Below are 26,270 nucleotides of genomic sequence, written 5' to 3' on the forward strand. Positions count from 1 at the left end.
ACGCGCCACCCGCCGCGCGATCAACGCGCTCAACCAGCTCGGCTACACCGTCACCCTCAACCCGCTGGAAGGCGCGGCCTGACCAGAAGACCAGACGCCCGGCGGCCCACAGCCACCAGGCACCCAGCCCTGCCCACGATCGCCCTGACCTGCACCTATTTACGCGTCAGAGCCCCTTTGCAGCAGGCTCCAAAATGGCCACGCACTCCACGTGCGACGTCATCGGAAACAAGTCGAACGCCCGCAGCGTCCGCACCCGGTACCCCCCGTCCCGGAAGTACGCCAGGTCCCGTGCCAGGGCCGCCGGGTCGCAGGCGACGTACGCGATCCGGCGGGCGCCGAGGGACGACAGGTGCTCCACCGTCTTGCGGCCCGCGCCCGCGCGGGGCGGGTCGAGGACGATGAGGTCGACCTCGGTGATGCCGGTGCGCGGGAGGACGGACTCGACCTTGCCCTGTTCGACGCGGACGCGGGGGAAGTCGGCGAGGTTGTGGCGGGCGTCCTCGACCGCGCGCTTGCCGGACTCGATGCCGAGGACCGCGCCCTTCTCGCCGAGGCGGTCGGCGAGGGCGCCGGCGAAGAGGCCGACGCCGCAGTAGAGGTCGAGGGCCATCTCGCCCTTGCGGGGCAGCAGGCCCTGCATGACCGCCGTGACCAGGGTGTCCGCCGCCTTCGGGTGGACCTGCCAGAAGCCGCCGCTACCGACCCGGTGGGTGCGGCCGTCGGCGCGTTCGCGGACGAAGGCGCGGCCGTGGACGCGGTGGATGCCGCCGTCGTGCTCGTCGACCCGCATGACCGAGACCGGCCGGTCGAGTTCGACCAGGGGGAGGCGGGCGCCGGGGCGCGGCTCCAGGATGACCATACGGTCCTGGGAGCCGGTCGCGGCGATCGCGTCGATCGAGACCATGCCCGACCAGTCGCGCTCCTCGATGCCCAGTTCGCTGACGCCGGGCGCCGCGATCATGCAGTGCTCGATCGGCTCCACCTCGTGCGAGCGGTGCCGGCGCAGTCCCGCGTTGCCGTCGGCGTCGACGGCGTACTGCACCCGGGTCCGCCACTGCGGCACCTCGCCCGCCGGCAGCTTGTCACCCTCGGCGGGCATCACCGTGCCGTCCCAGCCGGCCTCCTCGGGGGTGAGACCCGCGAGCCGCTGGAGCTGCTCGGCGATCACCTCGCCCTTGAGGCGCCGCTGGACGCCCGGCTTGGCGTGCTGCCAGTCGCAGCCGCCGCAGCGGCCGGGGCCGGCGTAGGGGCAGGGGGCCTCGACCCGGTCCTTGGACGCGGCGAGGATCTCGACCGCGTCGGCGCGCAGGAAGCGGGCCTCCTCCTCGCCCTCGGTCACCCGGGCCACGACCCGCTCGCCGGGCAGCGCGTGCCGGACGAACAGCACCTGGCCCTCGGCGGTCCTGGCGATGCAGTGCCCGCCGTGCGCGACCGGGCCGACCTCGACCTCGTACTCCGTCCCCACCAGCGATTTCTTCGGTTCTGCCTGCATGGCGGGGTGACTCCAGATCAAGGGGGAGGGAAACGGCCCGGGGCGAGGGCCGACGACAGCCCACCAGTCTACGTGGTCGACGGCACTCCCCGCCCCGGCCCCGGCCCCGCCCCGGCCCTGCTCAGCCTCCGCTGTGCTCCTTGGGCCGGTGCTCCGCCGGACCACGCCGGACCGCACCCGGCGCGTTCCACTCCTGGCGCTTGCGGGCCCGGATCTTGGCCGCCTCGGAGGACGCCAGCTGGTAGGGCACCGACGTCACCATCACGCCGGGGGTGAACAGCAGCCGGCCCTTGAGCCGCAGCGCGCTCTGGTTGTGCAGGATGTGCTCGTACCAGCGGCCGACGACGTACTCGGGGATGATCACGGAGACCGCGTCCCGCGGCGACTGGGCGCGCAGGCCCTTGACGTACTCGATGATCGGCCGGGTGATCTCGCGGTAGGGCGAGTCGAGGACCTTCAGGGGTACGTCTATGCCGCGCCGCTCCCACTCCTCGCGCAGCGCCTTCGTCTCGGCCGGGTCGACGTTGACGGTGAGCGCCTCCAGGGTGTCCGAGCGCATCAGCTTGGCGTAGGCCAGGGCGCGCAGGGTGGGGCGGTGGATCTTGGAGATCAGGACGACCGAGTGCACGCGGGAGGGGCGGACCAGGTCGTCGTCGGGCTCCTCGGGGGCCGAGATCTCCTCGGAGACGCGGTCGTAGTGCTTACGGATCGCGGTCATCGTGGCGTAGAAGATGCACATGCCGAGCAGCGCCACCCAGGCGCCGTGGGTGAACTTCGTGACCAGGACGACGACCAGCACCAGGCCGGTGAAGAAGGCGCCGAACGCGTTGATCGCGCGGGAGCGGATCATGTGGCTGCGCTTGGCCGGGTCCTTCTCCACCGCCAGGTGGCGGTTCCAGTGCCGGACCATGCCGGTCTGGCTGAGCGTGAAGGACACGAACACGCCGACGATGTACAGCTGGATCAGGCGGGTCGAGTCCGCGCCGTAGATGACCGTCAGGAGGGCGGCGGCGCCGGCGAGGAGCACGATGCCGTTGGAGAAGGCGAGGCGGTCGCCGCGGGTGTGCAGCTGGCGCGGCAGGTAGCGGTCCTGGGCGAGGATCGAGCCGAGCAGCGGGAAGCCGTTGTACGCGGTGTTCGCGGCCAGGAAGAGGACCAGGGCGGTGGCCGCGGCGAGCACGATGAACAGGAAGCTGCCCTTGCCGAAGACGGCCTCGGCGACCTGGGAGATCACCGGGTTCTGGACGTAGCCGGAGCCGATCGCGACACCGTTGTGGATCAGGTCGGTGGCCGGGTTCTCGGCCATGCGGACCTTGGTGACCGCGGCGAGCGCGATGATGCCGCAGAACATGGTGACCGCGAGCAGGCCCATCATGGCCAGCGTGGTCGCCGCGTTCTTCGACTTCGGCTTGCGGAAGGCCGGGACACCGTTGGAGATGGCCTCGACGCCGGTGAGCGCGGCACAGCCGGAGGAGAAGGCCCGCAGCAGGAGGAAGACCAGGGCGAAGCCCGCCAGGCCCTGGTGCTCGGCCTTGATGTGGTAGTCCGCGGTCGGGGCGCGCATCGTGTCCCCGAGCACCAGCCCGCGGAACGCACCCCACGCGATCATGATGAAGACGCCGCCGACGAACACGTACGTCGGGATCGCGAAGAGCTTGCCGGACTCCTTCACGCCGCGCAGGTTCATCAGCGTCAGCAGCACGATCACGGTGACCGCGCACAGCACCTTGTGCTCGACCACGAAGGGGACGGCGGAGCCGAGGTTCTCGATGCCGGAGGCGATGGAGACGGCGACCGTCAGGACGTAGTCGACGAGCAGGGCGCTCGCGACGGTCAGGCCCGCCTTGGGGCCGAGGTTGGTGGTGGCGACCTCGTAGTCGCCGCCGCCGCTCGGGTAGGCGTGCACGTTCTGCCGGTAGGAGGCGACCACCGTGAACATCAGCACGACGACCGCGACGGCGATCCAGGGGCTGAAGTGGTAGGCCGACACGCCCGCGATGGACAGGACCAGCAGGACCTCCCCCGGCGCGTAGGCGACGGAGGACAGCGGGTCGGAAGCGAAGACGGGGAGTGCGATGCGCTTCGGCAGGAGCGTTTCGCCCAGCCGGTCACTGCGCAGAGCGCGCCCGATCAGGATCCGTTTGGGCACGTCGGTCAGTTTGGACACGAGAGAGGATCGTAGGCCTTCCACCTGCCAGGTCTCCAGCCGCAGTACGGGATCTGCCTCCCGAGTGAAAAGGTGACGGCTGGAACTGCGGATTCCGCAGCTTACGCCGGATCCGTGCCTAGATGGCAGACCCCGCCTGTCTTCGCACCTCGGAGGTCACATGCCCGCGACCGCAGAGCTGATCGGCGCCACGGTCACCCTCGTCGGCCTCGGAATCCTCACCGCCTGGAGCGTGCGCAGCATCACTCGGCGATGAGCGTGGCACAGGGGTGCCCGGCCGGGACGGTGCGTGTGTAGCTTGGGCCTCGGTCTGAGAACCTGATGGGGCTGAGCAGTAACTTTTGAACACCGGAAGGACGGTCGTGCACATCGTCATCATGGGCTGCGGCAGAGTGGGTTCCGCTCTCGCCCAGACCCTGGAGCAACAGGGGCACACGGTCGCCGTGATCGACCAGGACCCCACCGCCTTCCGCAGGCTGGGCCCCGGATTCGGGGGCCGCCGGGTCACCGGAGTCGGCTTCGACCAGGACACCCTGCGCGAGGCGGGCATCGAGGAGGCCGGCGCCTTCGCCGCCGTCTCCAGCGGTGACAACTCGAACATCATCTCCGCCCGGGTCGCCCGCGAGATGTTCGGGGTGGAGAACGTGGCGGCCCGGATCTACGACCCCCGGCGCGCCGAGGTCTACCAGCGCCTGGGCATCCCGACCGTCGCCACGGTCCGCTGGACCGCCGACCAGATGCTGCGCCGGCTGCTGCCCTCGGGCGCCGAGCCGCTGTGGCGCGACCCCACCGGCGGGGTCCAGCTCGCCGAGGTGCACGCCTCCCCGAAGTGGGTCGGCCACAAGATCAGCAAGCTCCAGGAGGAGACCGGGGTCCGGGTCGCGTTCCTGACCCGGCTCGGCGAGGCGATGCTGCCCACCTCGCAGACGGTCCTCCAGGAGGGCGACCTGGTGCACGTGATGATGCGGACGGACGACGTCGACAAGGTCGAGGCCGCCTTCGCCGGGGGTCCGGAAGAGGAGGGCGGTCACTGATGAGGGTCGCCATTGCCGGGGCCGGTGCCGTCGGCCGCTCGATCGCGGGCGAGCTGCTGGAGAACGGCCACGAGGTCCTGCTGATCGACAAGGCCCCGACCGCCATCTCGGTGGAGCGGGTGCCGCAGGCGGAGTGGCTGCTGGCCGACGCCTGTGAGATCACCTCCCTCGACGAGGCGGCGCTGCAGCGCTGCAACGTCGTGATCGCCGCGACCGGCGACGACAAGGTGAACCTGGTCGTCTCGCTGCTCGCGAAGACGGAGTACGGCGTTCCGCGCGTCGTCGCCCGGGTGAACAACCCCAAGAACGAGTGGCTCTTCAACGAGTCCTGGGGCGTGGACGTCGCCGTCTCGACGCCGCGCCTGATGTCGGCCCTGGTGGAGGAGGCGGTGTCGGTCGGCGACCTGGTCCGGCTGCTGCGCTTCAGCCACGGCGACGCGAACCTGGTGGAGCTGACGCTGCCCGAGGAGTCGGCCCTGGCCGGCACCCAGGTCGGCGACGTGGAGTGGCCCGAGGACACCTCGCTGGTCACGATCATCCGCGGCACCCGGGTGCTCACCCCCTCCAAGGAGGACTCCCTGGAAGCCGGCGACGAGTTGCTGTTCGTGGCGGCCCAGGCCCGCGAGGAGCAGTTGGAGGACCTGCTGTCGGTACGGCGGGAAGACAGCTGACGTACGCGTGCAGAAGGGCGCCCTCCGCCGGGGAGGGCGCCCTTGTGCCGTACCGGTCTACTTGCGGTGGCGTCCGCCGGAGGCCTCGCCGCTCTCCACGGCCGGCGCCGTCCCGGCGTTCTCCGCGGCGAGCGCGGCCTTGCGCTCCTCCTCGGCCTTCTCCGCCGCCTCCATCTCCGCGAACACGTCGATCGGCGCCGGTGCCTTCGCCAGGAAGACCCAGGTGAGCCAGACCGCGAGCAGGAACGGCGGGATCTTCAGGGCGACCAGCACCCAGCCGAGCTGGGCGGTGTTGGCCCACCAGTACAGGGGGAAGAGGATCGCGCACTTGGCGAGCAGGATCAGGCCCCACGCCCAGCTGGCCTTGGCGTACGCCTTCTTGCGGCCGGGGTTGCGGGTGCGCCAGGAGAGGTTCTCCTTGAAGACCGGGCCTAGGATCAGGCCGATCAGCGGGACCCCGCACAGGGTCGTGACGATGTAGGCCAGCGCCAGGCCCAGCGTGTAGAGCATGCCGGGGAGGTAGAAGTCCTTGGCGTTGCCGGTCATCATCGCGAAGACGACACCGAAGGCGACGCCGAAGACCCCGCTGAAGGCGTGCTTGACGGTGTCCCGCATGGCGAGGCGGACCACGACCAGCACCACGGAGACCGCGAGGGCGGCGATCGCCGACCAGTGCAGGTCCTTGTTGATGGTGAAGATCGTGACGAAGAGCAGGCCGGGCAGGACCGTCTCGACCATGCCCCGGACACCGCCGAACGCCTCGAAGAGCGCGGCCTCGGTCACCGCCCGTGCGTCTTCCGCCCGGGCGTCCTCCGCCTGCGTGTCTTCGGTCGGCTTGTCGAGCGACGTCACCGGCTACTCCCTACCGAGGGGTCTCAGTTCGTACTTGGGATTGAACAGCACCCGGCGGCCCCGGCTCAGCGAGATCCGGCCCGATGCGATCAGCCTGCGTCCCGGTTCTATGCCGACGATGGAACGCCTGCCGAGCCACACCACGTCCAGCGCGGCCGAGCCGTCGAACAGCTCGGCCTCCAGGGCCGGGACCCCGGCGCGCGGCCGCAGGGTGACCGTGCGCAAGGTACCAGTTACCGTGACGATCTGCCGGTCGTGGCAGTCGCCGATCCGGATGCAGCCCGCGGTGTCGGCGTCCTCGCGCAGCTCCTCCGACTCCAGGTCCTCCTGGGACGAGGAGAGCCGGTCGAGCATGCGCCGGAACCGGCCGGCCGGCTTCTCGGAACGAGGAACAGCACTCATGTCTGAAGCGTACCGGGGCACACCGACACCGCCGTAGTCCAGCTCACTTCGCGACCCGCCTCACGTTACGAACGGCCCTGTCTCTCGAACCGGTACCCCATTCCGGGTTCGGTAATGAAGTGCCTGGGGTGCGAGGGATCCGCCTCCAGCTTCCTGCGCAGCTGTGCCATGTACACGCGCAGGTAGTTGGTCTCCGTCCCGTACGACGGCCCCCACACCTCCTGCAGCAGCTGCTTCTGGCTGACCAGCCGGCCGGTGTTGCGGACCAGCACCTCCAGGAGGTGCCACTCGGTCGGGGTGAGCCGGACGTCCCGGCCGGCCCGGTTGACCTTCTTCGCGGCCAGGTCGACGGTGAACCCGTCGGTCTCCACCAGGACGTCGTCCTCGCCGCCCCCCGTGACGGGCTCGGCGCGGCGTACGGCGGCCCGCAGCCGGGCCAGCAGCTCGTCCATGCCGAAGGGCTTGGTGACGTAGTCGTCGGCGCCCGCGTCGAGCGCCTCGACCTTCTCGTCGGAGGAGTGGCGTGCGGACAGGACCAGGATCGGCACCCGGGTCCAGCCGCGCAGCCCCTTGATCACCTCGACGCCGTCCATGTCGGGCAGGCCGAGGTCGAGGACGACCACGTCGGGGTGGCGGGAGGCGGCCAGTTCGAGGGCGGTACGGCCGTCGGGGGCGGCGTCGACCTCGTACTTGCGCGCCTTGAGGTTGATCACGAGGGCGCGCACGATCTGCGGCTCGTCGTCGACCACGAGCACACGGGTCATGAGGCCTGCCTTTCCGGTTCTGCCAGGGGTTCTGCCACGGCCTGCGCCGCTTCGGGGACCGATCCTGCCGCGCGGAGGCTGAGGACCATGGTGAGCCCGCCGCCGGGCGTGTCCTCCGCGTTCAGGGTGCCGCCCATCGCCTCCGCGAAGCCCCGGGCGACCGCGAGCCCGAGTCCGACCCCGGCGCCGCGCGGAGCGTCACCGTAGCGCTGGAAGGGCTCGAATATGCGTTCCTTGGCCTCGTCGGGCACGCCGGGCCCGCGGTCCACGATCCGCACCTCCACCCGGTCCGCGATGGCGCTGGCGGAGACCAGTACCGGGCGGTCGGACGGGCTGTACTTGACGGCGTTCTCGACCAGGTTGGCCACCGACCGCTCCAGGAGCCCGGCGTCGGCCGCCACCATCGGCAGGGTCTCGGGGACGTCCAGGTCCACGCTGCCGTCCGGTACGCCGACCAGTGCCATCGGGACCACCTCGTCGAGGTCGGTGTCGTGGACGATCGGGGTGACGGTGCCGGTCTGCAGGCGGGACATGTCGAGCAGGTTGCCGACGAGGTGGTCCAGCCGGTCGGCGCCCTCCTCGATGCCCTCCAGCAGCTCGGCCCGGTCCTCCTCGGACCAGTCCACGTCGTCCGAGCGCAGCGAGGTGACCGCCGCCTTGATGCCGGCCAGCGGGGTGCGCAGGTCGTGGCTGACGGCGGCCAGCAGGGCGGTGCGGATCCGGTTGCCCTCGGCGAGCGCGCGGGCCTGCTCGGCCTCCTCCTGGAGGCGCCGGCGGTCCAGGACGACGACCGCCTGGGCGGCGAAGGCGGCCAGCACCCGGCGGTCCTCGGCGGGCAGCACCCGGCCGGTCAGCGCGAGCGCCATGTGGTCGCCTATCGGCATGTCGACATCGCCGTCCTCGGGCCGCTCCAGGGCGGGCCCGAAGCCGGCGCGCCCGGCGCAGCTCCACGGCTCGACGTCGCTCGCCCGCTCCAGGAGGGCAGCGGACTCCATGCCGAAGGTCTCCCGGACCCGTTCGAGCAGTTCCTCCAGGCTGGTCTCGCCGCGCAGCACGTTGCCGGCGAGGAAGGAGAGGATCTCCGACTCGGCGCGCAGCCGGGCCGCCTGGTGGGTGCGGCGGGCCGCGAGGTCGACGACGGAGGCGACGGACAGCGCGACCCCGAAGAAGATCACGATGGCCACGATGTTCTTCGGGTCGGCGATGGTCAGCCGGTGCAGGGGCGGGGTGTAGAAGTAGTTCAGCAGCAGCGACCCGAAGGCCGCCGAGGCCAGCGCCGGGAAGAGCCCGCCGAGCAGCGCGGCCGCGACCGTGAGGGTCAGGAACAGCAGCATGTCGTTGGCGAGGCCGAGGCCGACGGTGTTGAGCAGCACCGCCATGACGGCGGGGCCCGCCAGGCCGACCAGCCAGCCCGCGATGATCCGGCCCCGGCCGAGCCGGGCGCCCCGGGCCACCGGCAGGCCGCGGCCCTTGCCGGCCTCGCCGTGGGTGACGATGTGGACGTCCAGGTCGGGTCCGGACTCGCGGGCGACGGTGGCGCCGACGCCGGGTCCGAGGACGTACTGCCAGGCCTTGCGGCGGGAGGAGCCGAGGACGATCTGGGTGGCGTTGACGCCGCGCGCGAAGTCCAGCAGGGCCGCGGGGATGTCCTCGCCGACGACGTGGTGGAAGGTGCCGCCGAGATCCTCGACCAGGGTGCGCTGGATCGCGAGTTCCTTCGGGGAGGCCGAGGTCAGGCCGTCGCTGCGGGAGATGTAGACGGCGAGTACCTCGCCGCCTGCGCCCTTCTCGGCGAGCCGCGCGGCCCGCCGGATCAGCGTCCGCCCCTCCGGTCCGCCGGTGAGTCCGACGACGATGCGCTCCCGGGAGCCCCAGATCGCCGAGACCTGGTGCTCGCTCCGGTACTGCTTCAGGTACTCGTCGACCCGGTCGGCCACCCACAGCAGCGCAAGTTCGCGCAGGGCGGTGAGGTTGCCCGGCCGGAAGTAGTTGGACAGGGCCGCGTCGACCTTGTCGGACTTGTAGATGTTGCCGTGCGCCATGCGCCGGCGCAGCGCCTGGGGCGACATGTCGACCAGCTCGATCTGGTCCGCGCGCCGTACCACCTCGTCGGGCACCGTCTCGCGCTGGCGCACGCCGGTGATGGACTCGACGACGTCGCCGAGCGATTCGAGGTGCTGGATGTTGACGGTCGAGATCACGTCGATCCCGGCGGCCAGCAGTTCCTCGACGTCCTGCCAGCGCTTGGCGTTGCGGGAGCCGGGGATGTTGGTGTGGGCGAGCTCGTCCACCAGGGCGACGGCGGGGGCCCGGCGCAGCACGGCGTCCACGTCCATCTCCGTGAACACGGTGTCCCGGTACTCCAGCTCCTTGCGCTGGATCTGCTCCAGGCCGTGCAGCATCACCTCGGTACGTGGCCGCTCGTGGTGCTCGACGAAGGCGACCACGCAGTCGGTGCCCCGCTCCACCCGCCGGTGCGCCTCGGAGAGCATGGCGTAGGTCTTGCCCACGCCCGGTGCCGCACCGAGATAGATCCGAAGCCTGCCGCGTGCCATGGTCCTATTGTCTTCCTGCAACTGCCGTCAACGCAGCGTCGACCTTACGGCCAACAATCCCGGCGAATGGTGCAGGGGGCCCGGCAGCGGGCATCTTTGACGCAACCCTGATGGGCGCCGGTGCCGTGGCTCCGGCGCCCGTACCGGCGGCTCAGTTGGGGTTGTCGCCGTGGGTGAGGGTCTCCCAGGCCACGAAGAGGTTGTTGCTGCCCGCGGGGCGGTTGTTCAGGGTGAGCGTCTGGGTGTTGGTCATGGCGATGCCGAGGCGGTTGTGCAGGGCGTTGTAGCCGACCTCGGTGACGGGCCCGAGCCCCAGGTTCAGGGAGCCGCCGCAGAGCCAGCTGGGGACGGCGGTGCCCAGCTGGTACTTGGCCTGGAAGCCGAGCGCCTGCCGCAGCCGCTCGCCGACGTCCGTGCCGTACAGGTCCGTGCCCTGGATCCGGCTGGTCTCGGCGACGTGCGAGATCGCGGAGATGCCGTACCCGGTGTGTGTGAAGTCCCGGCAGGTCTCCTGGGTGAGGCCGGTGACGAAGGTGGACTGGCCCTGCCAGTAGGAGACGATCTTGGCGGTGGTGTCCAGGTTCTGGCTGGGCACGGTCTTCGGCACCGAGCCGTCGGAGGCCAGGTAGACGTAGGCGGCGGTGCGGGTGCGGAACTTCGCCATGGCCGTGTCGTACGACGTCTTGTCCTCCAGGAAGACGGAGATGCCGACGGCGGCCTCCATCATCGACAGCTCCCAGTTGCCGTTGGAGTTGGAGCCCTTGATGACGGTGGGGAGGTAGACGTTGCGCAGCATGGTGGCGAAGCGGGCCTCGTTGGTCCAGGTGCCGGTGTACGTGTACCTGATGATCTCGGCGGCCTTCGGCCAGGAGGAGCCGGCCCAGCCGGTCTGCAGGGGCGCGTTGCTGTTGGTGTGGCTGGTGATGGTGGCCGACCAGGCGTCCATGATCTGGATGGCCTTCTGGGCGTACCGGGCGTCCTTGGTGATGTACCAGGCGAGGGCGTCGGTGTAGGCGGCGATCGCGTCCTCGCGCTCGTCGGTGCAGCCGTAGTTGGGGTTCGAGTACGAGCCGCACTCGACCGTCGCCCAGGGCGTGGGGGTGCGGTTCAGGTCGGCGTACTTGCTCGCCATCATCTGGTCGTAGGCCGACTTCCAGGGCTGGGCGCCGGCCAGCACCTCGGTGCGGGCGAAGTCCAGCTGGGCCTTGGAGACGGTGACCCCGGGGTGCACGAAGGTGCTCGGGGCGGAGTGGGCGGCGGGGGCCGCGAAGACGCCCAGGAGCAGGGCTCCCACGGCCGCGAGCAGGGGGATGCGACGCACAGCGACTCCGTTCTCGTACGTTCTCGTATGTGAACTTGGAGCGCCTCTGTGAACATAGGCGTTGAACGGAGACCGTAGGTACGGACCAGACTTCCGTCAAGGTGTGAAGTAAGCCGGAGTCGTTCACACCCGAACGCCCGCGCATGTGAAAGGGCCGCACCCCGGGTGCGGGGTACGGCCCTGTCGCTCTCGGCTCTGCTAGCGGACCTCGGTGATCTCCGGTCCGCGCTGGAGCTGTCCCATGCCGCCGGAGAAGCGCGAGGACTCCTCCTGCTGGACGCCCTCGGGGACCATCTGGGCGTCGTTGGGCAGCTTCAGGACGATCGGGTCGCGGGGCGCCATCGGGCCCTCGCCGCGGACCACGACGGTGTCCCGGAAGATCTGCTCCAGCAGGCCGGCCGCCTGCGGCTGCACCGCGCCCTGCCCGGAGATCACCCCGCGCAGGAACCAGCGGGGACCGTCCACACCGACGAACCGCACCACCTGGAAGCCGCCCGTGCCGTCCGGCAGCTGCACCGGCACCTGGGCGCGCAGCTCCCAGCCCAGCGGACCCTCGACCTCGTCGACGATGCCGCCCTGCTGGGTGATGCCGGTCGCGATCTCCTCGCGGACCTCGCCCCAGATGCCCTCGCGCTTGGGCGCGGCGAAGGCCTGCAGCTGGACGGCGCTGTCGCGCAGTACGACGGTCGCCGCGACGATCGCGTCGCCCGCGACCTCGACCCGGAGCTCCATGCCGTCCACGCCGGGTACGAACAGCCCGCCCAGGTCCACCCGGCCCTCGCCGGGCTCGCGCACCTCGGTGTCGTCCCACGGCCCGTCGGGCCGGGGCTCCGGCTCCAGACGAACGCGCTCGCGCTCGCCCTCCGCTTCCTCGTCCGCCTCGGTGTCGACGCTGTCGACGACCTGCTCGGCCTCGCCGGCCGCGTCCTCGGCGGCACCCTTCTTCTTGCGACGTCCGAACACGTCACTGTCCTTCCCGGTCGGATACGACCGAAGCGTATCGATTCCCACCCGTCCGACCGCCCTCGGCGGCCTGACCGCTTGTGCCGCTCACATCGCCCACCGCGGCATGACCACCGGTGGACCCGAAGCCCCCCTCGGCCCGCGCCGAGCCGGGAAGTTCCGCCACCTCGTGGAAGCGGACCCTCTCGACCTGCTGGACGACCAGTTGGGCGATCCGGTCGAAGCGCTCGAACCGCACCGCCTCGCGCGGGTCGAGATTCACCACGATCACCTTGATCTCCCCACGGTACCCGGCATCAATCGTCCCCGGGGCATTCACGAGGGCCACACCGCACCGGGCGGCGAGCCCCGAACGAGGGTGCACGAAGGCCGCGTACCCCTCCGGGAGGGCGACCGACACCCCCGTGGGCAATACGGCCCGTTCCCCGGGCCTCAGCTCGCACGCCTCGGTGGTGCGCAGATCGGCTCCCGCGTCACCGGGGTGCTCGTACGCCGGAAGCGGTACGTCCGGGTCGACGCGGCGGACGAGGACGCCGAGCGGGCCCGCCGTGCGGGCCGGGGTCAGGGGGTCTGCAGGGTTCACGGGTTCACCTCGAAGGCACGGGCGCGCCGGGCCTGGTCCGGGTCCTTCATGGCGGCCTGGATCTCCTCCTCGCGACCGTGGTCGACGAAGTGTTCGACCGGGACCTCGACGAAGAGGGCGTCGGCGCGGACGGCGACCGGGCCCGTGGGGCCGTCCACGCGTCCGGTGGCGGTCGAGTAGATCTTCCGGCCGGCCACGGCGACCACCTCGGCCGCCAGGTGGAGCGTGGTGCCCACGGGGACGGGCCGCACGAAGTCGGTCTCCAGCCGTCCCGTCACGGCGATCTTCCGCAGCAGCCAGTTGAGCGAGCCCAGCGTCTCGTCCAGGGCGGTGGCGAGCACCCCGCCGTGCGCGAGGCCCGGGGCGCCCTGGTGGGCGGGGCGCACGGTGAACTCGGCGGTGAGGGAGACTCCCTCGCCCGCCCGTACCTCCAGGTGCAGCCCGTGGGACTGACCGTGCCCACACCCGAAACAGTGTTCGTAGTGTGCACCGATGAGCTCGCCGGGCGCGGGCGCGTCGGGGTGCCGCTCCGGTTTCCGGGCACTGGCAGGAGGCTGAAGAGCTGCGGGACTACCACTCACAGCCGCAGACCTTACCCGCGCGTCCGGTGAATCCGGACACCGTGCCAAGCTTGGCTCCATGCAGCTCTCCGCCACCCCGTACGAAGAACGCCTCACCGCCCCCCGGTCCTGGTGGTTCATCAGCTTCCTGGTCGGTGTCTCGTTCGCCCTGATCCTGCTGCCGTTCGGCACCCTGCCGATGCTGGGCGGCCTGGCTGGCGGCACCGCGGCGGCAGCGGTGGTGGCCAGTTCGTACGGCTCCCCGCGGATCCGGGTCGTCGGCGACTCGCTGATCGCGGGCGAGGCGAAGATCCCGGTGTCGGCCCTGGGCCCGGCGGAGATCCTGGAGCCGGACGAGGCACGCGCCTGGCGCACGTACAAGGCGGACGTGCGCGCCTTCCTCCTGCTGCGCTCCTACATCCCGAGGGCCCTGCGGGTGGAGGTCACTGACCCGGACGACCCGACCCCGTACCTGTACCTGTCCACCCGGGAACCGGAAGCCCTGGCGGCGGCGATCGAGGCGGCCAGGAGCAGCACGAAGGCGTAGCGCTCCGGGACGCCCGGGACGGCACCGTCAGCCCCCGAAGTCCTCCGGCAGCTCGGCGATCGGCAGCGGTTCCGCCGGTTTCTCCAGCGGCGGCAGCTCCGGCAGCTCCTCCCACGGCACCTGGATCTTCCTCAGGTCCGCCCGGATCCGCGCGGCGAGCTTTCTGGTGTCCCGGCGGTTCATGACCGCGCCCACCGCGGCGCCCACCATGAACGGCATCAGGTTGGGCAGGTCCCGCACCATGCGCTTCATGATCTGCTGGCGCAGCTCGCGCTTCATGTGGCCGCCGAGGGCGTTGTTGACCGTCGACGGCTTCATCACGTCGATCCCGCGCTCCCCCGACCAGGAGGACAGATACGCGGTGCTGCGGGCCTTCAGGTTCCCGGGCGGCCGCACGCCGTACACCTCGTGGAGCTCGGCGATCATCTTCAGCTCGATCGCCGCGACCCCGGTGATCTCCGCGGCCAGCTCGGTCGGCATCGCCGGCGGCACCGGCAGCATCGCCGCCGCTCCCACACCGGCCCCGACGGCCGAGGTCGCACCCGCCGCGCCCGCCACCAGCTTGTCGGCGAGCTGCTCAGGCCCGAGGCCCGGGAACTGCCGGCGCAGGGCCGCGAGGTCACGTACGGGGACACGCGGGGCGATCTCGATGATCCGGTCCGCGAGGTACGCCAGTCCCGCTTTCGCCCGGCTGCCGCCCTTACGGGCCCCTTCCCGGGCCATGTCCACGGCCTTGTCCCGGATGGCCGCGGCCCTCCCCCGCCCTCGACTTGGCTCGAGCGGGGGGACCCCCGTCCGGGCGACGGGTGCCGGGCTGTCCGCCGGCGCCGGGAGGTCACCCCGGCCGGCCGCCGGTTCGAGCGAGGCTCCCGCATCGGGTGAGCCCCGCCCGTCATCGCGCGCACGCGGGCCGTCGGACGGCCCCGAGTCCGCTCCCGCCAACCGGAAGCGGCGCTTCCGAGGTGGGGTCGAGCCAGTCATGCCCGACCCGCCCTCAGTCGCAGTCGCGGCAGATCGGCTGACCGTTCTTCTCCCGGGCCAGCTGGCTGCGGTGGTGCACCAGGAAGCAGCTCATGCAGGTGAACTCGTCCTGCTGCTTGGGCAGCACCCGGACGGCCAGCTCCTCGTTCGAGAGGTCCGCGCCGGGCAGCTCCAGGCCTTCCGCGGCCTCGAACTCGTCAACGTCCACCGAGGACGTGGACTTGTCGTTCCGCCGGGCCTTCAGCTCTTCAAGACTGTCCGAGTCGACGTCGTCGTCGGTCTTGCGTGGAGTGTCGTAATCGGTTGCCATGTCGCTCTCCCCCTCTGGGTGTCTGCGGTGTCTCCAGCGCACGTAACGCGTGAGAGGCCGGACTTGTGCCCGACCCGAGGCGGAGATTTTGCCTCACATCAAGGTCTGTTACTCAATCGACACCCAACCGGACCCCTCGAGAGTGATCAGGTTGAATGGCGATGGGGACCGTACACGGTCCTGCCGAGGCACTTCAAAGGCGCCTCACCCTGTACTTCCCGTGATCAAGACCCCTGAAAACAGGGATTTTCCCGGCTTTATTCCCCTAGCCATGATCACGGAGAGTAGATGGCCGGAAATCCGCCCTTGTGATCGATCACACAGGGGGGTGTGTGCCACGCCGCTGGAAATTTCAGCGCAAAGCGAACATCCTCCGCGTGTGTCGCGATCTTGTAACGGCGTCAGACCGGCAGCGTGACCCGCATCACGAGTCCACCGCCCTCCCGGGGCTGCGCCACGATGTGCCCGCCGTGCGCCCGGGCCACGGACCGCACGATGGACAGGCCGAGGCCCACCCCCTTGTCGCTGCCCGTCCGCTCGGTACGGAGCCGCCTGAAGGGCTCGAAGAGGTTGTCGATCTCGTACGCCGGGACCACCGGCCCGGTGTTCGCGACGTACAGCACCGCCTGCCCGTGCTGGATGTCGGTGTTGACCTCCACCCAGCCCTCCTCGGGCACGTTGTAGCGCACCGCGTTCTGCAGCAGGTTCAGGGCGATGCGCTCCAGGAGCACGCCGTTGCCCTGGACCACGGCCGGTTTCCGTACGCCCCGGACCGTCACGCCCTTGGCCTCCGCCTCGGCGTGCACCTGGTCGACGGCCTGCGAGGCCACCTCGGCCAGGTCGACTGGCTTGCGCTCGACGATCTGGTTGTCGCTGCGGGCGAGCAGCAGCAGGCCCTCCACGAGCTGCTCGCTGCGCTCGTTGGTGGCCAGCAGCGTCTTGCCGAGCTGCTGCAGCTCCACGGGCGCGCCGGGGTCCGAGAGGTGCACCTCCAGGAGCGTGCGGTTGATCGCCAGGGGCGTGCGCAGCTCGTGCGAGGCGTTGCCGACGAAGCGCTGCTGGGCGGTGAAGGCCCGCTGCAGCCGCTCCAGCATGTCGTCGAAGGTGTCCGCGAGCTCCTTGAGCTCGTCGTCCGGGCCGTCCAGCTCGATCCGGCGGGACAGGTCCGAGCCGGCCACCGCGCGGGCGGTCCTGGTGATCCGGCCGAGCGGGGAGAGCACCCGGCCGGCCATCGCGTAGCCGAACGCGAAGGCGATCACGGCCAGGCCCAGCAGGGCGAGGAGTGAGCGGCTGAGCAGGTTGTCGAGGGCCGCCTGGCGCTGGCGGTCCACACACTGGGCGATCGCAGCGTTGAAGTCCGAGATCTGCAGGTTGTTGGTCCCGGTGATCGCCGGGCAGTTGTCGCTGGAGACCTTGATGTTCGTGCCATCGATGATCTTGAAAAATGGCTGATTGCCGGTGCTGATCGCCTGGGCGGCCAGCAGGTAGATGATCGAGAGCAGCAGGATGCCGGCGATCAGGAACATGCCGCCGTACAGCAGGGTGAGCCGTATCCGGATGGTCGGGCGCAGCCACGGCAGGACCGGCTGCGGCCTTCTCGGATCCCAGGTGGGCTTGGGCGGCGCCTGTGGGGGTGCGGGGGTGGTGGCCACGGCCATCAGATCCGGTAACCCGAGCCGGGGACGGTGACGATCACCGGGGGCTCGCCCAGCTTGCGGCGCAGGGTCATCACGGTCACGCGCACGACGTTGGTGAAGGGGTCGGTGTTCTCGTCCCACGCCTTCTCCAGGAGCTGCTCGGCGGAGACCACCGCGCCCTCGCTGCGCATCAGCACCTCCAGCACCGCGAACTCCTTCGGCGCGAGCTGGACCTCCTTGCCGTCACGGAAGACCTCGCGGCGGTTCGGGTCCAGCTTGATGCCGGCGCGCTCCAGGACGGGCGGCAGCGGCACGCTGGTACGGCGGCCGAGGGCACGTACGCGCGCGATCAGCTCGCTGAAGGCGAAGGGCTTGGGGAGGTAGTCGTCGGCGCCGATCTCCAGGCCCTCGACGCGGTCGCTGACGTCACCGGAGGCGGTCAGCATCAGCACGCGGGTGGGCATGCCGAGTTCGACGATCTTGCGGCAGACGTCGTCGCCGTGCACGAGGGGGAGGTCCCGGTCGAGGACGACCACGTCGTAGTCGTTGACGCCGATGCGCTCCAGGGCGGCCGCACCGTCGTACACGACGTCGACGGCCATGGCCTCCCGGCGCAGTCCGGTGGCCACCGCATCGGCGAGCAGTTGCTCGTCCTCGACGACGAGTACGCGCACGTCGCTTGTCCTTCCGCTGTCCACCCGCGTAGCGCGCACCGGCGCCCCCGGGCAGGGGTCTCCATGGGATGTGTGACCTCCATCCTGCCCTTTTCGGCCATAAGTCGGCAGTAAGACAGGGGGCCGGGCAGCCGGATCCGAGGCGGCCGGGCGGGAATGCGGGATTTTCTCCTGCGGTTGAGGTTTCCACGGAGAGGAGCGGGGGGAGGACGGCATGTACACCCCGCGATCACGCTCTGCATGTGCCGCAGCACCATGCGGTACGTACACCGCCGCTACAGCAGAGTGGACGATGGGGGTGTCCAGGCACCGTCGCCGCCCAGCAGGGCTGCGCTGGGCACCCGCGAGAGACGTGATCGCCCCTTCCGAACGGCACACCCCCGTGCCACCGACCCACGACCCAGGACGAGGGGGCGCAGCATGGACGCATTCACCGCAGGACTTCTGCAGCGCATAAAGGCGACCGAGTCCGACATCACCCGGGCTCGTGACGAGGGTGACGACTTCCTCGTCGAAGTGGAGCAGGCCGAGCTCGACGACCTGCGCCGCCTCGCAGCCGAGCACGGTGTGGAAGTCGGCGCGACCAGCGTCTGACAGTCCCGCAGCACAGCACCTGACAGTCCCGCAGCACAGCAGCACGAGAGCAGGGCCCCGGCGAATCCAGCGCCGGGGCCCTGCTCTTACCTGATCCTTTCCCCCGCAACGGCGTTCGATTCCTGTCGACCGGCACGGCACGGGATCTTTTTGCGGCCGCGCCCGACGGTCCCGGTGGGCGGCGGGACTCAGTCGTGCCAGGCTCCGAGGTCCTCCAGGAGGCGCTGGAGGGGCTCGAAGACGCCGGGGGTGGCGGCGACCGTCAGGGAGCGTGCGGGGCGTTCTCCGGGGCGGCCGCCGGTCAGGGCGCCGGCCTCACGGGCGACGAGGTCGCCCGCGCCCCAGTCCCAGGCGTTGAGGCCGCGCTCGTAGTAGCCGTCCAGTCGGCCGCAGGCCACGTCGCACAGGTCGATCGCGGCCGACCCGCTGCGCCGGATGTCGCGCAGCAGCGGGATCAGCCGGGCCGCGACCTCGGCCTGGTGGGTGCGGACGGCGGTGACGTAGTTGAAGCCGGTCGACACCAGCGCCTGGTCCAGCGGCGGCGCAGGCCGGCAGCGCAGCTCCCGCTCGCCGGCCCACGCCCCGGTCGCCCAGGCCCCGCCGCCGCGCACCGCGTGGTACGTCTCGCCGCGCATCGGGGCGGCCACGACGCCGACCACGGTCTCCCCGTCCTGCTCGGCGGCGATGGAGACCGCCCAGGTCGGCAGCCCGTACAGGTAGTTCACCGTGCCGTCGAGCGGGTCGATCACCCAGCGGACGCCGCTGGTGCCCTCCGACGACGCGCCCTCCTCGCCGAGGAAGCCGTCGTCGGGGCGGTGCCCGGCGATCAGGTCGGTGATCAGTTTCTCCGCCGCGATGTCCATCTCGGTCACGACGTCGATCGGGCTGGACTTGGTCCGGGCCACGGCGAGGTCGGCCGGGCGGCCGTCCCGCAGCAGCTCGCCCGCGCGGGCGGCCGCCTCCCGGGCGAGGTCCAGCAGGTCCGTGTGCAGGGCGTCGGTCACGGGGCTCCTCACGCGTAGGGGCTGTCGGCGCCGGCCGCGGCCGGGCGGGGGGCTCGGGCCGGGCAGCAGCCGACCGGGCAGAGGTTGTGGCTCGCGCCGAGCGCGCCCAGGGCGCACGGTGCGACCTCCCGCCCGCTCTCCACGGCGGCCCGCTCCAGGACCAGCTCGCGGATCGCGGCGGTGAACCGCGGGTCGTCCCCGACGGTCGCGGACCGGCGGACCGGCAGGCCCAGCTCCGCGGCCTTGGCCGTGGCCTCCGTGTCGAGGTCGTAGCGGACCTCCATGTGGTCGGAGACGAAGCCGATGGGGGCCATGACGACGGCCGGGACCCCGGCGCCGTGCAGCGCCTCCAGGTGGTCGCAGATGTCCGGCTCCAGCCAGGGGATCTGCGGGGCGCCGGAACGGGACTGGTAGACGAGCCGCCAGGGGTGGTCGACGCCGGTGCGCTCCCGGACCGCGTCGGCGATCAGCTCGGCGACGTCCAGGTGCTCCTCGACGTACGCGCCGCCCTCGCCGTGGGTCTCGACCGGGCCGGAGGTGTCCGCGGACGCGGTCGGGATGGAGTGGGTGGTGAAGGCGAGGTGGGCGCCCGCGCGGACGTCCTCGGGGAGGTCGGCGAGGCATGCCAGCACCCCGTCGATCATCGGGTCGAGGAAGCCGGGGTGGTTGAAGTAGTGCCGCAGCTTGTCGATCTTCGGGAGCTGGAGGCCCTCGGCCGCCAGCTCGGCGAGCGAGTCCGCGAGGTTCTCGCGGTACTGGCGACAGCCCGAGTAGGAGGCGTAGGCGCTGGTGGCGAGCACCAGGACGCGGCGGCGGCCGTCGGCGACCATCTCGCGCAGGGTGTCCGTCAGGTACGGCGCCCAGTTCCGGTTGCCCCAGTAGACCGGCAGGTCCAGGCCGTGCTCGGCGAAGTCCTTGCGCAGGGCGTCCAGCAGGGCGCGGTTCTGGTCGTTGATCGGGCTGACCCCGCCGAACAGGAAATAGTGCTGCCCGACTTCCTTGAGACGTTCCTTCGGGATACCGCGCCCGCGCGTCACGTTCTCCAGGAACGGGACCACGTCGTCCGGGCCTTCCGGGCCGCCGAAGGAGAGCAGGAGCAGGGCGTCGTAGGGGGTGGCATCGAGCGCGTCTGACATGTGCCGATCCTGCCACCCGGCACTGACGGCCCGGAAACAGGAGCGTGAAGAGTCGGATTCGGGAGGTTTATCCCCGGTGCCGGGCGGGTGCAGGAAGGCAGTGCCACTCGTAAGCTGTATCAGCCGTATTCACGCCTTACTCGCACATCTGTCGGAGACCCCCGTGCCCAGCCCCTATCGCGCCCTGTTCGCCGCCCCCGGCAGCAAGGGCTTCTCCGCCGCGGGCTTCGTCGGCCGGATGCCGCTGTCCATGATGGGCATCGGCGTGGTCACGATGATCTCCCAGCTCAGCGGGCGCTACGGGCTCGCGGGCGCGCTGTCGGCCACCATGGCGCTGTCCGCCGCCGCGCTCGGGCCGCAGGTGTCCCGGCTGGTCGACCGGCACGGCCAGCGCCGCGTCCTGCGCCCCGCGACGCTGCTCGCACTCGCCGCGGCGGCCGGCCTGCTGCTCGCCGCGCACTACAGGGGGCCGGACTGGGTGCTGTTCGTGTGCGCCGCCGGGATCGGCACGGTGCCGAGCCTGGGCGCGATGATCCGGGCCCGGTGGGCCGCCCTCTACCGGGGCACCCCGCAGCTGCACACCGCCTACTCGTTCGAGTCCGTCGTCGACGAGGTGTGCTTCATCTTCGGGCCGATCCTCTCCATCGGCCTGTCCACGACCTGGTTCCCGGAGGCGGGCCCGCTGCTGGCCGCCTGCTTCCTCGCCGCCGGCGTCTTCTGGCTGACCGCCCAAAGGGCCACCGAGCCCGAACCGCACCCGCACGACCACCACGGCGGTGGTTCGGCGCTGCGCGCACCCGGCCTCCAGGTGCTGGTGGCGACCTTCGTGGCCACCGGAGCGATCTTCGGGGCGGTCGACGTGGTGACCGTCGCCTTCGCCGACGAACAGGGCCACAAGGCCGCCTCCAGCGTCGTCCTGGCGCTGTACGCGGCGGGTTCCTGCGTGGCCGGAGCGGTCTTCGGGCTCCTGCGGTTCGCGGGGAGACCGGAACGCAGGTGGCTGCTGGGCATATGCGCGATGGCCGTGAGTATGATCCCCCTCCTACTGGTCGGAAACTTGCCGCTTCTGGCCGTGGCGCTGTTCGTTGCGGGCCTGTCCATCGCACCGACGATGATCACGACGATGTCCCTCATCGAAAAGCACGTACCTCGCGCGAAACTCACCGAGGGCATGACCTGGGTGAGCACCGGCCTCGCGGTCGGGGTGGCGCTCGGCTCCTCGGTCGCCGGCTGGGTGATCGACGCGGCCGGCGCCCGTGCCGGGTACGGGGTTCCGGCCGTGTCCGGAGCCGTCGCGGTCGCGGTCGGTTTCCTCGGGTACCGCCGGCTCAGCAGGCCGGTCACGGGTCGGGGAGGCACCGTTGAGCAGTACAGCGAGCGGGAAGAGCGGCACGTGGCGTAACTGGGGAGGGACTGTCACCGTCCGCCCCGCGCGGGAGGTCATGCCCGCCTCCGTGGACGAACTGGCGGCGGCCGTACGGCAGGCGGCGGAGGACGGCCTGAAGGTGAAGGCGGTCGGCAGCGGCCACTCCTTCACCGCGATCGCCGCGACCGACGGTGTCTCGATCCGCCCTCAACTGTTGACCGGCATACGCAACATTGACCGCAAAGCCATGACTGTCACGGTCGAAGCCGGTACCCCGCTCAAGAGACTCAACATGGCCCTGGCCCGTGAGGGCCTGTCGCTGACCAACATGGGCGACATCATGGAGCAGACGGTCTCCGGGGCCACCAGCACCGGCACCCACGGCACCGGGCGCGAGTCCGGCTCGCTCGCCGCGCAGATCAGGGAACTGGAACTGGTCACCGCGGACGGCTCGGTACTGACCTGTTCGAAGAAGGAGAACCCGGAGATATTCGCGGCCGCGCGGGTCGGGCTCGGGGCGCTGGGCATCGTCACCGCGATCACGTTCGCGGTGGAGCCGGTCTTCCTGCTCACCGCCCGCGAGGAGCCGATGCCCCTGGACCGGGTGCTCGCCGAGTTCGACCAACTCCGGGCCGAGAACGAGCACTTCGAGTTCTACTGGTTCCCGCACACCGGCAACACCAACACCAAGCGCAACAACCGCAGCGCGGGCCCGCCGCAGCCGGTGGGGCAGCTGGCGGGCTGGTTCGAGGACGAGTTCCTCTCCAACGGGGTCTTCCACGCCGCGCAGTTGCTCGGCCGCGCGGTGCCCGCCGTCGTCCCGACCGTCGCCCGGATCTCCAGTACGGCGCTGTCCGCGCGGTCGTACACGGACATTCCGTACAAGGTCTTCACCTCCCCGCGCCGGGTGCGGTTCGTGGAGATGGAGTACGCGGTGCCCGGCGAGGCGCTGGTGGACACGCTGCGGGAACTCAGGGCGATGGTCGACCGTTCCGGTCTCAGGGTGAACTTCCCGGTCGAGGTCCGCACCGCCCCCGCCGACGACATCGCCCTGTCCACCGCCTCCGCCCGGGACAGCGCCTACATCGCGGTGCACATGTTCCGGGGCACGCCGTACCAGGCGTACTTCACCGCCGCCGAGCGCATCTTCACGGCGCACGAGGGCCGTCCGCACTGGGGCAAGGTGCACACCCGGGACGCGGACTACTTCGCCGGGGTCTACCCGCGCTTCGGCGAGTTCACCGCGCTGCGGGACCGGCTCGATCCGGACCGGCTGTTCCAGAACGACTATCTGCGGAGGGTTCTGGGTCAGTAGCCGCGGAGCCGCCGGCGGAGTCGTCGGGCGCGGGGTCCGTGCTCGGCTCCCCGCCCGCGGACCCGCTCGGTGCCGGCGCCGCGGTCTCCGTGCTCCGCGGGTCGGGGGACGCCGCCGAGGAGGACGACGGCGACGGGGTGGACGAAGCGGCCGTACCGGCGCCGGAGCCGACGCCGGAAGAGCCCGCGGGACCCGGGGAGTCCGGGGCGCCGGAGGAGCCGGAGTCTCCGGCGGTGCCGGACGACCCGGTGCCGCCGGTGACCGCGCCGCTGACCGTCGTACCGGAGCCGCCGCTGAAGCTGGTGCCTGCGACCAGTTCGTAGGCCGTGATGCCGGCCATGGTCACCCCGAACACCAGGGCAGCCGCGACCAGCGGGCGGCGCCAGGTCCGCACCCGGGCGCGGTAGACGGTGCCCGCGGTGAACTCTCCCGACACCGGGGGCACTTGCTCCCGGGGGCGCGGGTTTCCGGGGCCGGCCACCGTCGCGTCGCGCAACTGTTCGCCGGTGCGCCGGAAGAAGTGCTGGAACACCGAGCCGCCGCAGGTGGCGATCACACTGACGACTCCGGCGCCCAGGATCGTCCCGTACACCCCGAAGTAGGACGCGAGTCTGGCGGCCACCACCGCGGCCACCGCGCTCCCCGCGACCTGGGGCACGCTGAGATCGATCCGCTTCGAACCTCCCTTCGCCTCCTCTTCCGTACTGGTCTCGTCACCGGAACCGGGCCTTTCACGCATTCCCTAACCTTGCCTGCCTTTCCCGCACTTGTTCGATCGACTGCACAAGAAAGGGACGTACGGTCGAAACCATTAGTTCCGTTTCTGAGGATTGCGTGAAGTACGCCACGTTCAAGATCGCCCGATACGGGCAAACAACGGCCGGGGAGCGGTTGTTGCCAGAAGTTGGGCGGCGCGCCAATCCACGCACGTGGCCCGAATGGAGTACTGTTGCGAGCCCTGGACCCGGTCTCCCGCCAGGGCGTCCGAGGCCTTGCAGGACCGCCGGGAGGGGGCTAGTTGCACAGGGTGACGGAGTTGGTCACTTAGCGTTGCGAATAGGTAACCGTGCCATAACGGCGGTGCAGGGCCCGTGCCCGACACGCCGGGCAACTCGGCAAGGTTGTGGCAGGCTGCACCCGGGCAGGCCACACTCGACTAGCGGAAGCAGCGACGCACGTGACGTCGGCAGGCACCACCCGGGAGGTCCCCATGCCCGAACTGCGTGTCGTGGCCGTCTCCAATGACGGCACACGGCTGGTGCTCAAGGCTGCCGACTCGACGGAGTACACCCTTCCGATCGACGAACGGCTCCGTGCCGCCGTACGCGGCGACCGGCCCCGGCTCGGCCAGATCGAGATCGAGGTCGAGAGCCATCTCCGGCCCCGAGACATCCAGGCGCGGATACGAGCGGGCGCGACGGCGGAAGAGGTCGCGCAGCTCGCCGGGATCCCCGTGGATCGGGTGCGACGCTTCGAGGGTCCGGTACTGGCCGAGCGCGCCTTCATGGCCGAACGGGCCCGCAAGACACCGGTCCGCCGGCCCGGCGAGAACTCCGGGCCGCTGCTCGGCGAGGCCGTGCAGGAGCGGCTGGTGCTGCGCGGCGCCGAGAAGGACACCGTGCAGTGGGACTCCTGGCGCCGCGACGACGGCACCTGGGAGGTCCTGCTCGTCTACCGGGTCGCGGGCGAACCGCACTCGGCGAGCTGGACCTACGACCCGCCCCGGCGGCTCGTCCAGGCGGTCGACGACGAGGCACGCTCGCTGATCGGCGAGTCCGAGGACCTCGCCGTACCGGAGCCCAGCTTTCCGTTCGTGCCCCGCATCGCGCGGCTGCCGCGGGACCGGCCGCTGGACCGTTCCGGCGACCGGGACCGGGACCGCGAGCGGCCGAGCCTGCCCGCGCAGTCGTCCGATCCGGTCGAGGAGACGATCGGCGAACGGGACTCGCTGACCAGCCTGCTGGAGGCGGTGCCGAGCTTCCGGGGCGACATGGTGGTCCCGGAACGCCCGGCGGAGGTCCCGGAGGAGCCCGCTCCGGAACCGGCCGCGGAGGAGCCCCCGGCCCCTGCCGCCTCGGCCGGCTCCGCCTACGCGGACGTCCTCATGCCGCGCTCCGTCGGCAGCCACCGGGACCGGCTGATCGGTGCCACCGACCGCCAGGCCGAGGCCGACGGCGTCCGCCCCGGCCGCCGGGCCGCCGTGCCGAGCTGGGACGAGATCGTCTTCGGGACGCGGCGCAAGAAGCAGGAGTAAGAGGCCGACAGGGAGGAGGGGGCACGCGCGTGCCCCCTCCTCCCTGTTGCGCTACTGCGGGTCGGGGCCGACCGCCACCGGACGGGACGGGTCGGCGGACCACTCCGACCACGAACCGACGTACAGCGCCGCCGGGATGCCCGCGACGGCCAGCGCCAGCACCTCGTGGGCACCCGAGACGCCCGAACCGCAGTACACGCCCACCTCGGCCCCCGCCGCGGCGCCCAGGCCCTTGAAGCGGTCCCGGAGTTCGGCGGCGGGCAGGAAGCGGCCGTCCGGGCCGACGTTCTCGGTGGTCGGCGCCGACACGGCGCCCGGGATGTGGCCGCCGACCCGGTCGATCGGCTCCACGTCACCCCGGTACCGCTCCCCCGCGCGGGCGTCGAACAGCACACCCGAGCGAGCCAGCGCCGCCGCCCCGTCCGCGTCGAGCAACTGCCCGGCCCCCGGGGCCGGTTCGAAGTCACCCTCGGTCGGCTCGGGCACGTCAGCCGAAAGAGCGCCGGTCCAGGACGGCAACCCGCCGTCGAGGACCCGCACGTCCGGGTGACCCGTCCAGCGCAGCAGCCACCAGGCGCGCGCCGCCGCCCAGCCCTGCCCGCCGTCGTACACCACGACCGGCCGGCCCGCCGACACCCCCGCACGGCGCATCGCCGCGCCGAAGACAGCCAGGTCGGGCAGCGGATGACGGCCGTGCACACCGGGCTGCGAGGCGAGTTCGCCGTCCAGGTGCACATGGACGGCGCCCGGCAGATGCCCGGCTGCGTAGGCCGCCCGGCCGTCGAAGGGCGGGGTGCCGGGCGGGGTCAGCTGCCAGCGGACGTCCAGCAGGACGGGCGGGTTCGGCCCGGTCAGGTCGTCGGCGAGTTCGCTTGCGGTGATGATGGCTTCCATGACCCCATCCTTACGTCAGGGGTGGCCGCATCGTCCAGGTACGACTACTCTGCTCGGCCGGACAGGGTCGATCACCGGGCGTACGGGATCGGGCACGTGCTGTACAGCTGATGGACACCCGACGGCAATCGACCGGAAACGGGCGAGAAACGGCAGACCAGGCATCCTCGCGGCGGAGCCGCCCCACAGCC

25 protein-coding genes are annotated in these 26,270 nt (G+C 71.2%); 7 read left to right on the forward strand and 18 right to left on the reverse strand.

Annotated elements, in window-relative coordinates:
* Nucleotides 1–166: 166 nt before the first annotated feature.
* Both ACIQVL_RS39905 and ACIQVL_RS39910 read right to left on the reverse strand, forming a co-directional pair.
* Nucleotides 167–1,495 carry a class I SAM-dependent RNA methyltransferase gene (locus ACIQVL_RS39905; protein WP_403477877.1) on the reverse strand — a complete coding sequence of 443 codons (1,329 nt, stop codon included), beginning with the start codon at nucleotides 1,493–1,495 and terminating at the stop codon, nucleotides 167–169.
* Between the two features lie 121 nt (nucleotides 1,496–1,616).
* Nucleotides 1,617–3,662, reverse strand: a complete 2,046-nt coding sequence (locus tag ACIQVL_RS39910; RefSeq protein ID WP_403477878.1) for an APC family permease — start codon at nucleotides 3,660–3,662, stop codon at nucleotides 1,617–1,619.
* 362 nt (nucleotides 3,663–4,024) lie between these two features.
* Between ACIQVL_RS39910 and ACIQVL_RS39915 the strand changes: the two genes are divergently transcribed.
* Nucleotides 4,025–4,696 (forward strand): TrkA family potassium uptake protein, encoded by a 672-nt coding sequence (locus tag ACIQVL_RS39915; protein ID WP_089104280.1) that lies wholly within the window; start codon nucleotides 4,025–4,027, stop codon nucleotides 4,694–4,696.
* Nucleotides 4,696–5,367: a TrkA family potassium uptake protein gene (locus ACIQVL_RS39920; RefSeq protein ID WP_351713759.1), complete on the forward strand. Its 672-nt coding sequence runs from the start codon at nucleotides 4,696–4,698 to the stop codon at nucleotides 5,365–5,367. Before ACIQVL_RS39915 ends, ACIQVL_RS39920 begins: the two co-directional genes overlap by 1 nt.
* A gap of 57 nt (nucleotides 5,368–5,424) precedes the next feature.
* On the opposite strand, the gene ACIQVL_RS39925 is transcribed toward ACIQVL_RS39920, so the two are convergent.
* From ACIQVL_RS39925 to ACIQVL_RS39960, 8 genes are all read right to left on the reverse strand, one after another.
* On the reverse strand, nucleotides 5,425–6,219 hold the full coding sequence (locus ACIQVL_RS39925; RefSeq protein WP_403477879.1) for a DUF3159 domain-containing protein: 795 nt from the start codon (nucleotides 6,217–6,219) through the stop codon (nucleotides 5,425–5,427).
* Between the two features lie 3 nt (nucleotides 6,220–6,222).
* Nucleotides 6,223–6,621 (reverse strand): OB-fold nucleic acid binding domain-containing protein, encoded by a 399-nt coding sequence (locus ACIQVL_RS39930; protein ID WP_093498625.1) that lies wholly within the window; start codon nucleotides 6,619–6,621, stop codon nucleotides 6,223–6,225.
* A gap of 65 nt (nucleotides 6,622–6,686) precedes the next feature.
* Entirely contained in the window at nucleotides 6,687–7,385 is a 699-nt protein-coding gene (locus ACIQVL_RS39935) for a response regulator (protein ID WP_403445213.1), read from the reverse strand.
* Nucleotides 7,382–9,940 (reverse strand): ATP-binding protein, encoded by a 2,559-nt coding sequence (locus tag ACIQVL_RS39940; RefSeq protein ID WP_403445216.1) that lies wholly within the window; start codon nucleotides 9,938–9,940, stop codon nucleotides 7,382–7,384. Before ACIQVL_RS39940 ends, ACIQVL_RS39935 begins: the two co-directional genes overlap by 4 nt.
* A gap of 151 nt (nucleotides 9,941–10,091) precedes the next feature.
* Complete coding sequence (locus ACIQVL_RS39945; protein WP_403445218.1) at nucleotides 10,092–11,261, reverse strand: alginate lyase family protein; 1,170 nt, start codon at nucleotides 11,259–11,261, stop codon at nucleotides 10,092–10,094.
* Between the two features lie 198 nt (nucleotides 11,262–11,459).
* The gene (locus ACIQVL_RS39950) at nucleotides 11,460–12,224 is read right to left on the reverse strand and encodes a DUF3710 domain-containing protein (RefSeq protein WP_351491948.1); all 765 of its coding nucleotides are present in this window, start codon (nucleotides 12,222–12,224) and stop codon (nucleotides 11,460–11,462) included.
* 1 nt (nucleotide 12,225) lies between these two features.
* Nucleotides 12,226–12,789, reverse strand: a complete 564-nt coding sequence (gene dut, locus ACIQVL_RS39955) for a dUTP diphosphatase (protein WP_403445272.1) — start codon at nucleotides 12,787–12,789, stop codon at nucleotides 12,226–12,228.
* Nucleotides 12,790–12,803: 14 nt separating this feature from the next.
* A complete protein-coding gene (locus ACIQVL_RS39960; RefSeq protein WP_403445221.1) occupies nucleotides 12,804–13,388 on the reverse strand; it encodes a PaaI family thioesterase in 585 nt (194 codons plus the stop codon).
* A gap of 58 nt (nucleotides 13,389–13,446) precedes the next feature.
* On the opposite strand from ACIQVL_RS39960, the gene ACIQVL_RS39965 reads away from it, so the two are divergent.
* Complete coding sequence (locus ACIQVL_RS39965) at nucleotides 13,447–13,914, forward strand: DUF3093 domain-containing protein (protein ID WP_403445223.1); 468 nt, start codon at nucleotides 13,447–13,449, stop codon at nucleotides 13,912–13,914.
* 27 nt (nucleotides 13,915–13,941) lie between these two features.
* Here the strand turns inward: ACIQVL_RS39965 and ACIQVL_RS39970 are convergent, their stop codons facing one another.
* The 4 genes from ACIQVL_RS39970 to ACIQVL_RS39985 all read right to left on the reverse strand — a co-directional run bounded on the left by ACIQVL_RS39970 (nucleotide 13,942) and on the right by ACIQVL_RS39985 (nucleotide 17,516).
* On the reverse strand, nucleotides 13,942–14,895 hold the full coding sequence (locus ACIQVL_RS39970; RefSeq protein WP_403445225.1) for a hypothetical protein: 954 nt from the start codon (nucleotides 14,893–14,895) through the stop codon (nucleotides 13,942–13,944).
* 13 nt (nucleotides 14,896–14,908) lie between these two features.
* Complete coding sequence (locus ACIQVL_RS39975; protein ID WP_003997302.1) at nucleotides 14,909–15,205, reverse strand: DUF4193 domain-containing protein; 297 nt, start codon at nucleotides 15,203–15,205, stop codon at nucleotides 14,909–14,911.
* 401 nt (nucleotides 15,206–15,606) lie between these two features.
* Entirely contained in the window at nucleotides 15,607–16,857 is a 1,251-nt protein-coding gene (locus tag ACIQVL_RS39980) for a sensor histidine kinase (RefSeq protein WP_403445228.1), read from the reverse strand.
* Between the two features lie 5 nt (nucleotides 16,858–16,862).
* Nucleotides 16,863–17,516: a response regulator transcription factor gene (locus ACIQVL_RS39985; protein WP_003993508.1), complete on the reverse strand. Its 654-nt coding sequence runs from the start codon at nucleotides 17,514–17,516 to the stop codon at nucleotides 16,863–16,865.
* Nucleotides 17,517–17,936: 420 nt separating this feature from the next.
* On the opposite strand from ACIQVL_RS39985, the gene ACIQVL_RS39990 reads away from it, so the two are divergent.
* Entirely contained in the window at nucleotides 17,937–18,110 is a 174-nt protein-coding gene (locus ACIQVL_RS39990) for a hypothetical protein (RefSeq protein WP_167450044.1), read from the forward strand.
* Between the two features lie 188 nt (nucleotides 18,111–18,298).
* Here ACIQVL_RS39990 and ACIQVL_RS39995 read toward each other — a convergent pair whose 3' ends face one another.
* Nucleotides 18,299–19,114 carry an inositol monophosphatase family protein gene (locus ACIQVL_RS39995; protein WP_403477880.1) on the reverse strand — a complete coding sequence of 272 codons (816 nt, stop codon included), beginning with the start codon at nucleotides 19,112–19,114 and terminating at the stop codon, nucleotides 18,299–18,301.
* Between the two features lie 8 nt (nucleotides 19,115–19,122).
* Entirely contained in the window at nucleotides 19,123–20,250 is a 1,128-nt protein-coding gene (locus tag ACIQVL_RS40000; protein ID WP_403477881.1) for a ferrochelatase, read from the reverse strand.
* A gap of 163 nt (nucleotides 20,251–20,413) precedes the next feature.
* Between ACIQVL_RS40000 and ACIQVL_RS40005 the strand changes: the two genes are divergently transcribed.
* Together ACIQVL_RS40005 and ACIQVL_RS40010 are read left to right on the forward strand one after the other, a co-directional pair.
* Nucleotides 20,414–21,652 (forward strand): MFS transporter, encoded by a 1,239-nt coding sequence (locus ACIQVL_RS40005; protein WP_403445234.1) that lies wholly within the window; start codon nucleotides 20,414–20,416, stop codon nucleotides 21,650–21,652.
* Nucleotides 21,612–22,931, forward strand: a complete 1,320-nt coding sequence (locus ACIQVL_RS40010) for a D-arabinono-1,4-lactone oxidase (RefSeq protein WP_403477882.1) — start codon at nucleotides 21,612–21,614, stop codon at nucleotides 22,929–22,931. Before ACIQVL_RS40005 ends, ACIQVL_RS40010 begins: the two co-directional genes overlap by 41 nt.
* Here the strand turns inward: ACIQVL_RS40010 and ACIQVL_RS40015 are convergent.
* Nucleotides 22,855–23,670, reverse strand: coding sequence for a hypothetical protein (locus ACIQVL_RS40015; protein WP_403477883.1), 816 nt, complete (start codon nucleotides 23,668–23,670; stop codon nucleotides 22,855–22,857). The genes ACIQVL_RS40010 and ACIQVL_RS40015 overlap by 77 nt on opposite strands.
* 471 nt (nucleotides 23,671–24,141) lie before the next feature.
* On the opposite strand from ACIQVL_RS40015, the gene sepH reads away from it, so the two are divergent.
* Nucleotides 24,142–25,185 carry a septation protein SepH gene (sepH, locus tag ACIQVL_RS40020; RefSeq protein ID WP_403445241.1) on the forward strand — a complete coding sequence of 348 codons (1,044 nt, stop codon included), beginning with the start codon at nucleotides 24,142–24,144 and terminating at the stop codon, nucleotides 25,183–25,185.
* 51 nt (nucleotides 25,186–25,236) lie between these two features.
* Here sepH and ACIQVL_RS40025 read toward each other — a convergent pair whose 3' ends face one another.
* Nucleotides 25,237–26,079 (reverse strand): sulfurtransferase, encoded by an 843-nt coding sequence (locus ACIQVL_RS40025; RefSeq protein ID WP_403445243.1) that lies wholly within the window; start codon nucleotides 26,077–26,079, stop codon nucleotides 25,237–25,239.
* Nucleotides 26,080–26,270 lie beyond the last annotated feature (191 nt).

The sequence above is a fragment of the Streptomyces sp. NPDC090499 genome (genome assembly GCF_044769305.1).
GTDB lineage: Bacteria > Actinomycetota > Actinomycetes > Streptomycetales > Streptomycetaceae > Streptomyces.

Coding starts and splice junctions, on each gene's coding strand:
- ACIQVL_RS39905 (WP_403477877.1), bottom strand. CDS start 1,495: ATGCAGGCAGAACCGAAGAAATCGCTGGTGGGGACGGAGTACGAGGTC.
- ACIQVL_RS39920 (WP_351713759.1), top strand. CDS start 4,696: ATGAGGGTCGCCATTGCCGGGGCCGGTGCCGTCGGCCGCTCGATCGCG.
- ACIQVL_RS39930 (WP_093498625.1), bottom strand. CDS start 6,621: ATGAGTGCTGTTCCTCGTTCCGAGAAGCCGGCCGGCCGGTTCCGGCGC.
- ACIQVL_RS39935 (WP_403445213.1), bottom strand. CDS start 7,385: ATGACCCGTGTGCTCGTGGTCGACGACGAGCCGCAGATCGTGCGCGCC.
- ACIQVL_RS39940 (WP_403445216.1), bottom strand. CDS start 9,940: ATGGCACGCGGCAGGCTTCGGATCTATCTCGGTGCGGCACCGGGCGTG.
- ACIQVL_RS39965 (WP_403445223.1), top strand. CDS start 13,447: ATGCAGCTCTCCGCCACCCCGTACGAAGAACGCCTCACCGCCCCCCGG.
- ACIQVL_RS39970 (WP_403445225.1), bottom strand. CDS start 14,895: ATGACTGGCTCGACCCCACCTCGGAAGCGCCGCTTCCGGTTGGCGGGA.
- ACIQVL_RS39975 (WP_003997302.1), bottom strand. CDS start 15,205: ATGGCAACCGATTACGACACTCCACGCAAGACCGACGACGACGTCGAC.
- ACIQVL_RS39990 (WP_167450044.1), top strand. CDS start 17,937: ATGGACGCATTCACCGCAGGACTTCTGCAGCGCATAAAGGCGACCGAG.
- ACIQVL_RS40000 (WP_403477881.1), bottom strand. CDS start 20,250: ATGTCAGACGCGCTCGATGCCACCCCCTACGACGCCCTGCTCCTGCTC.
- ACIQVL_RS40015 (WP_403477883.1), bottom strand. CDS start 23,670: ATGCGTGAAAGGCCCGGTTCCGGTGACGAGACCAGTACGGAAGAGGAG.
- sepH (WP_403445241.1), top strand. CDS start 24,142: ATGCCCGAACTGCGTGTCGTGGCCGTCTCCAATGACGGCACACGGCTG.
- ACIQVL_RS40025 (WP_403445243.1), bottom strand. CDS start 26,079: ATGGAAGCCATCATCACCGCAAGCGAACTCGCCGACGACCTGACCGGG.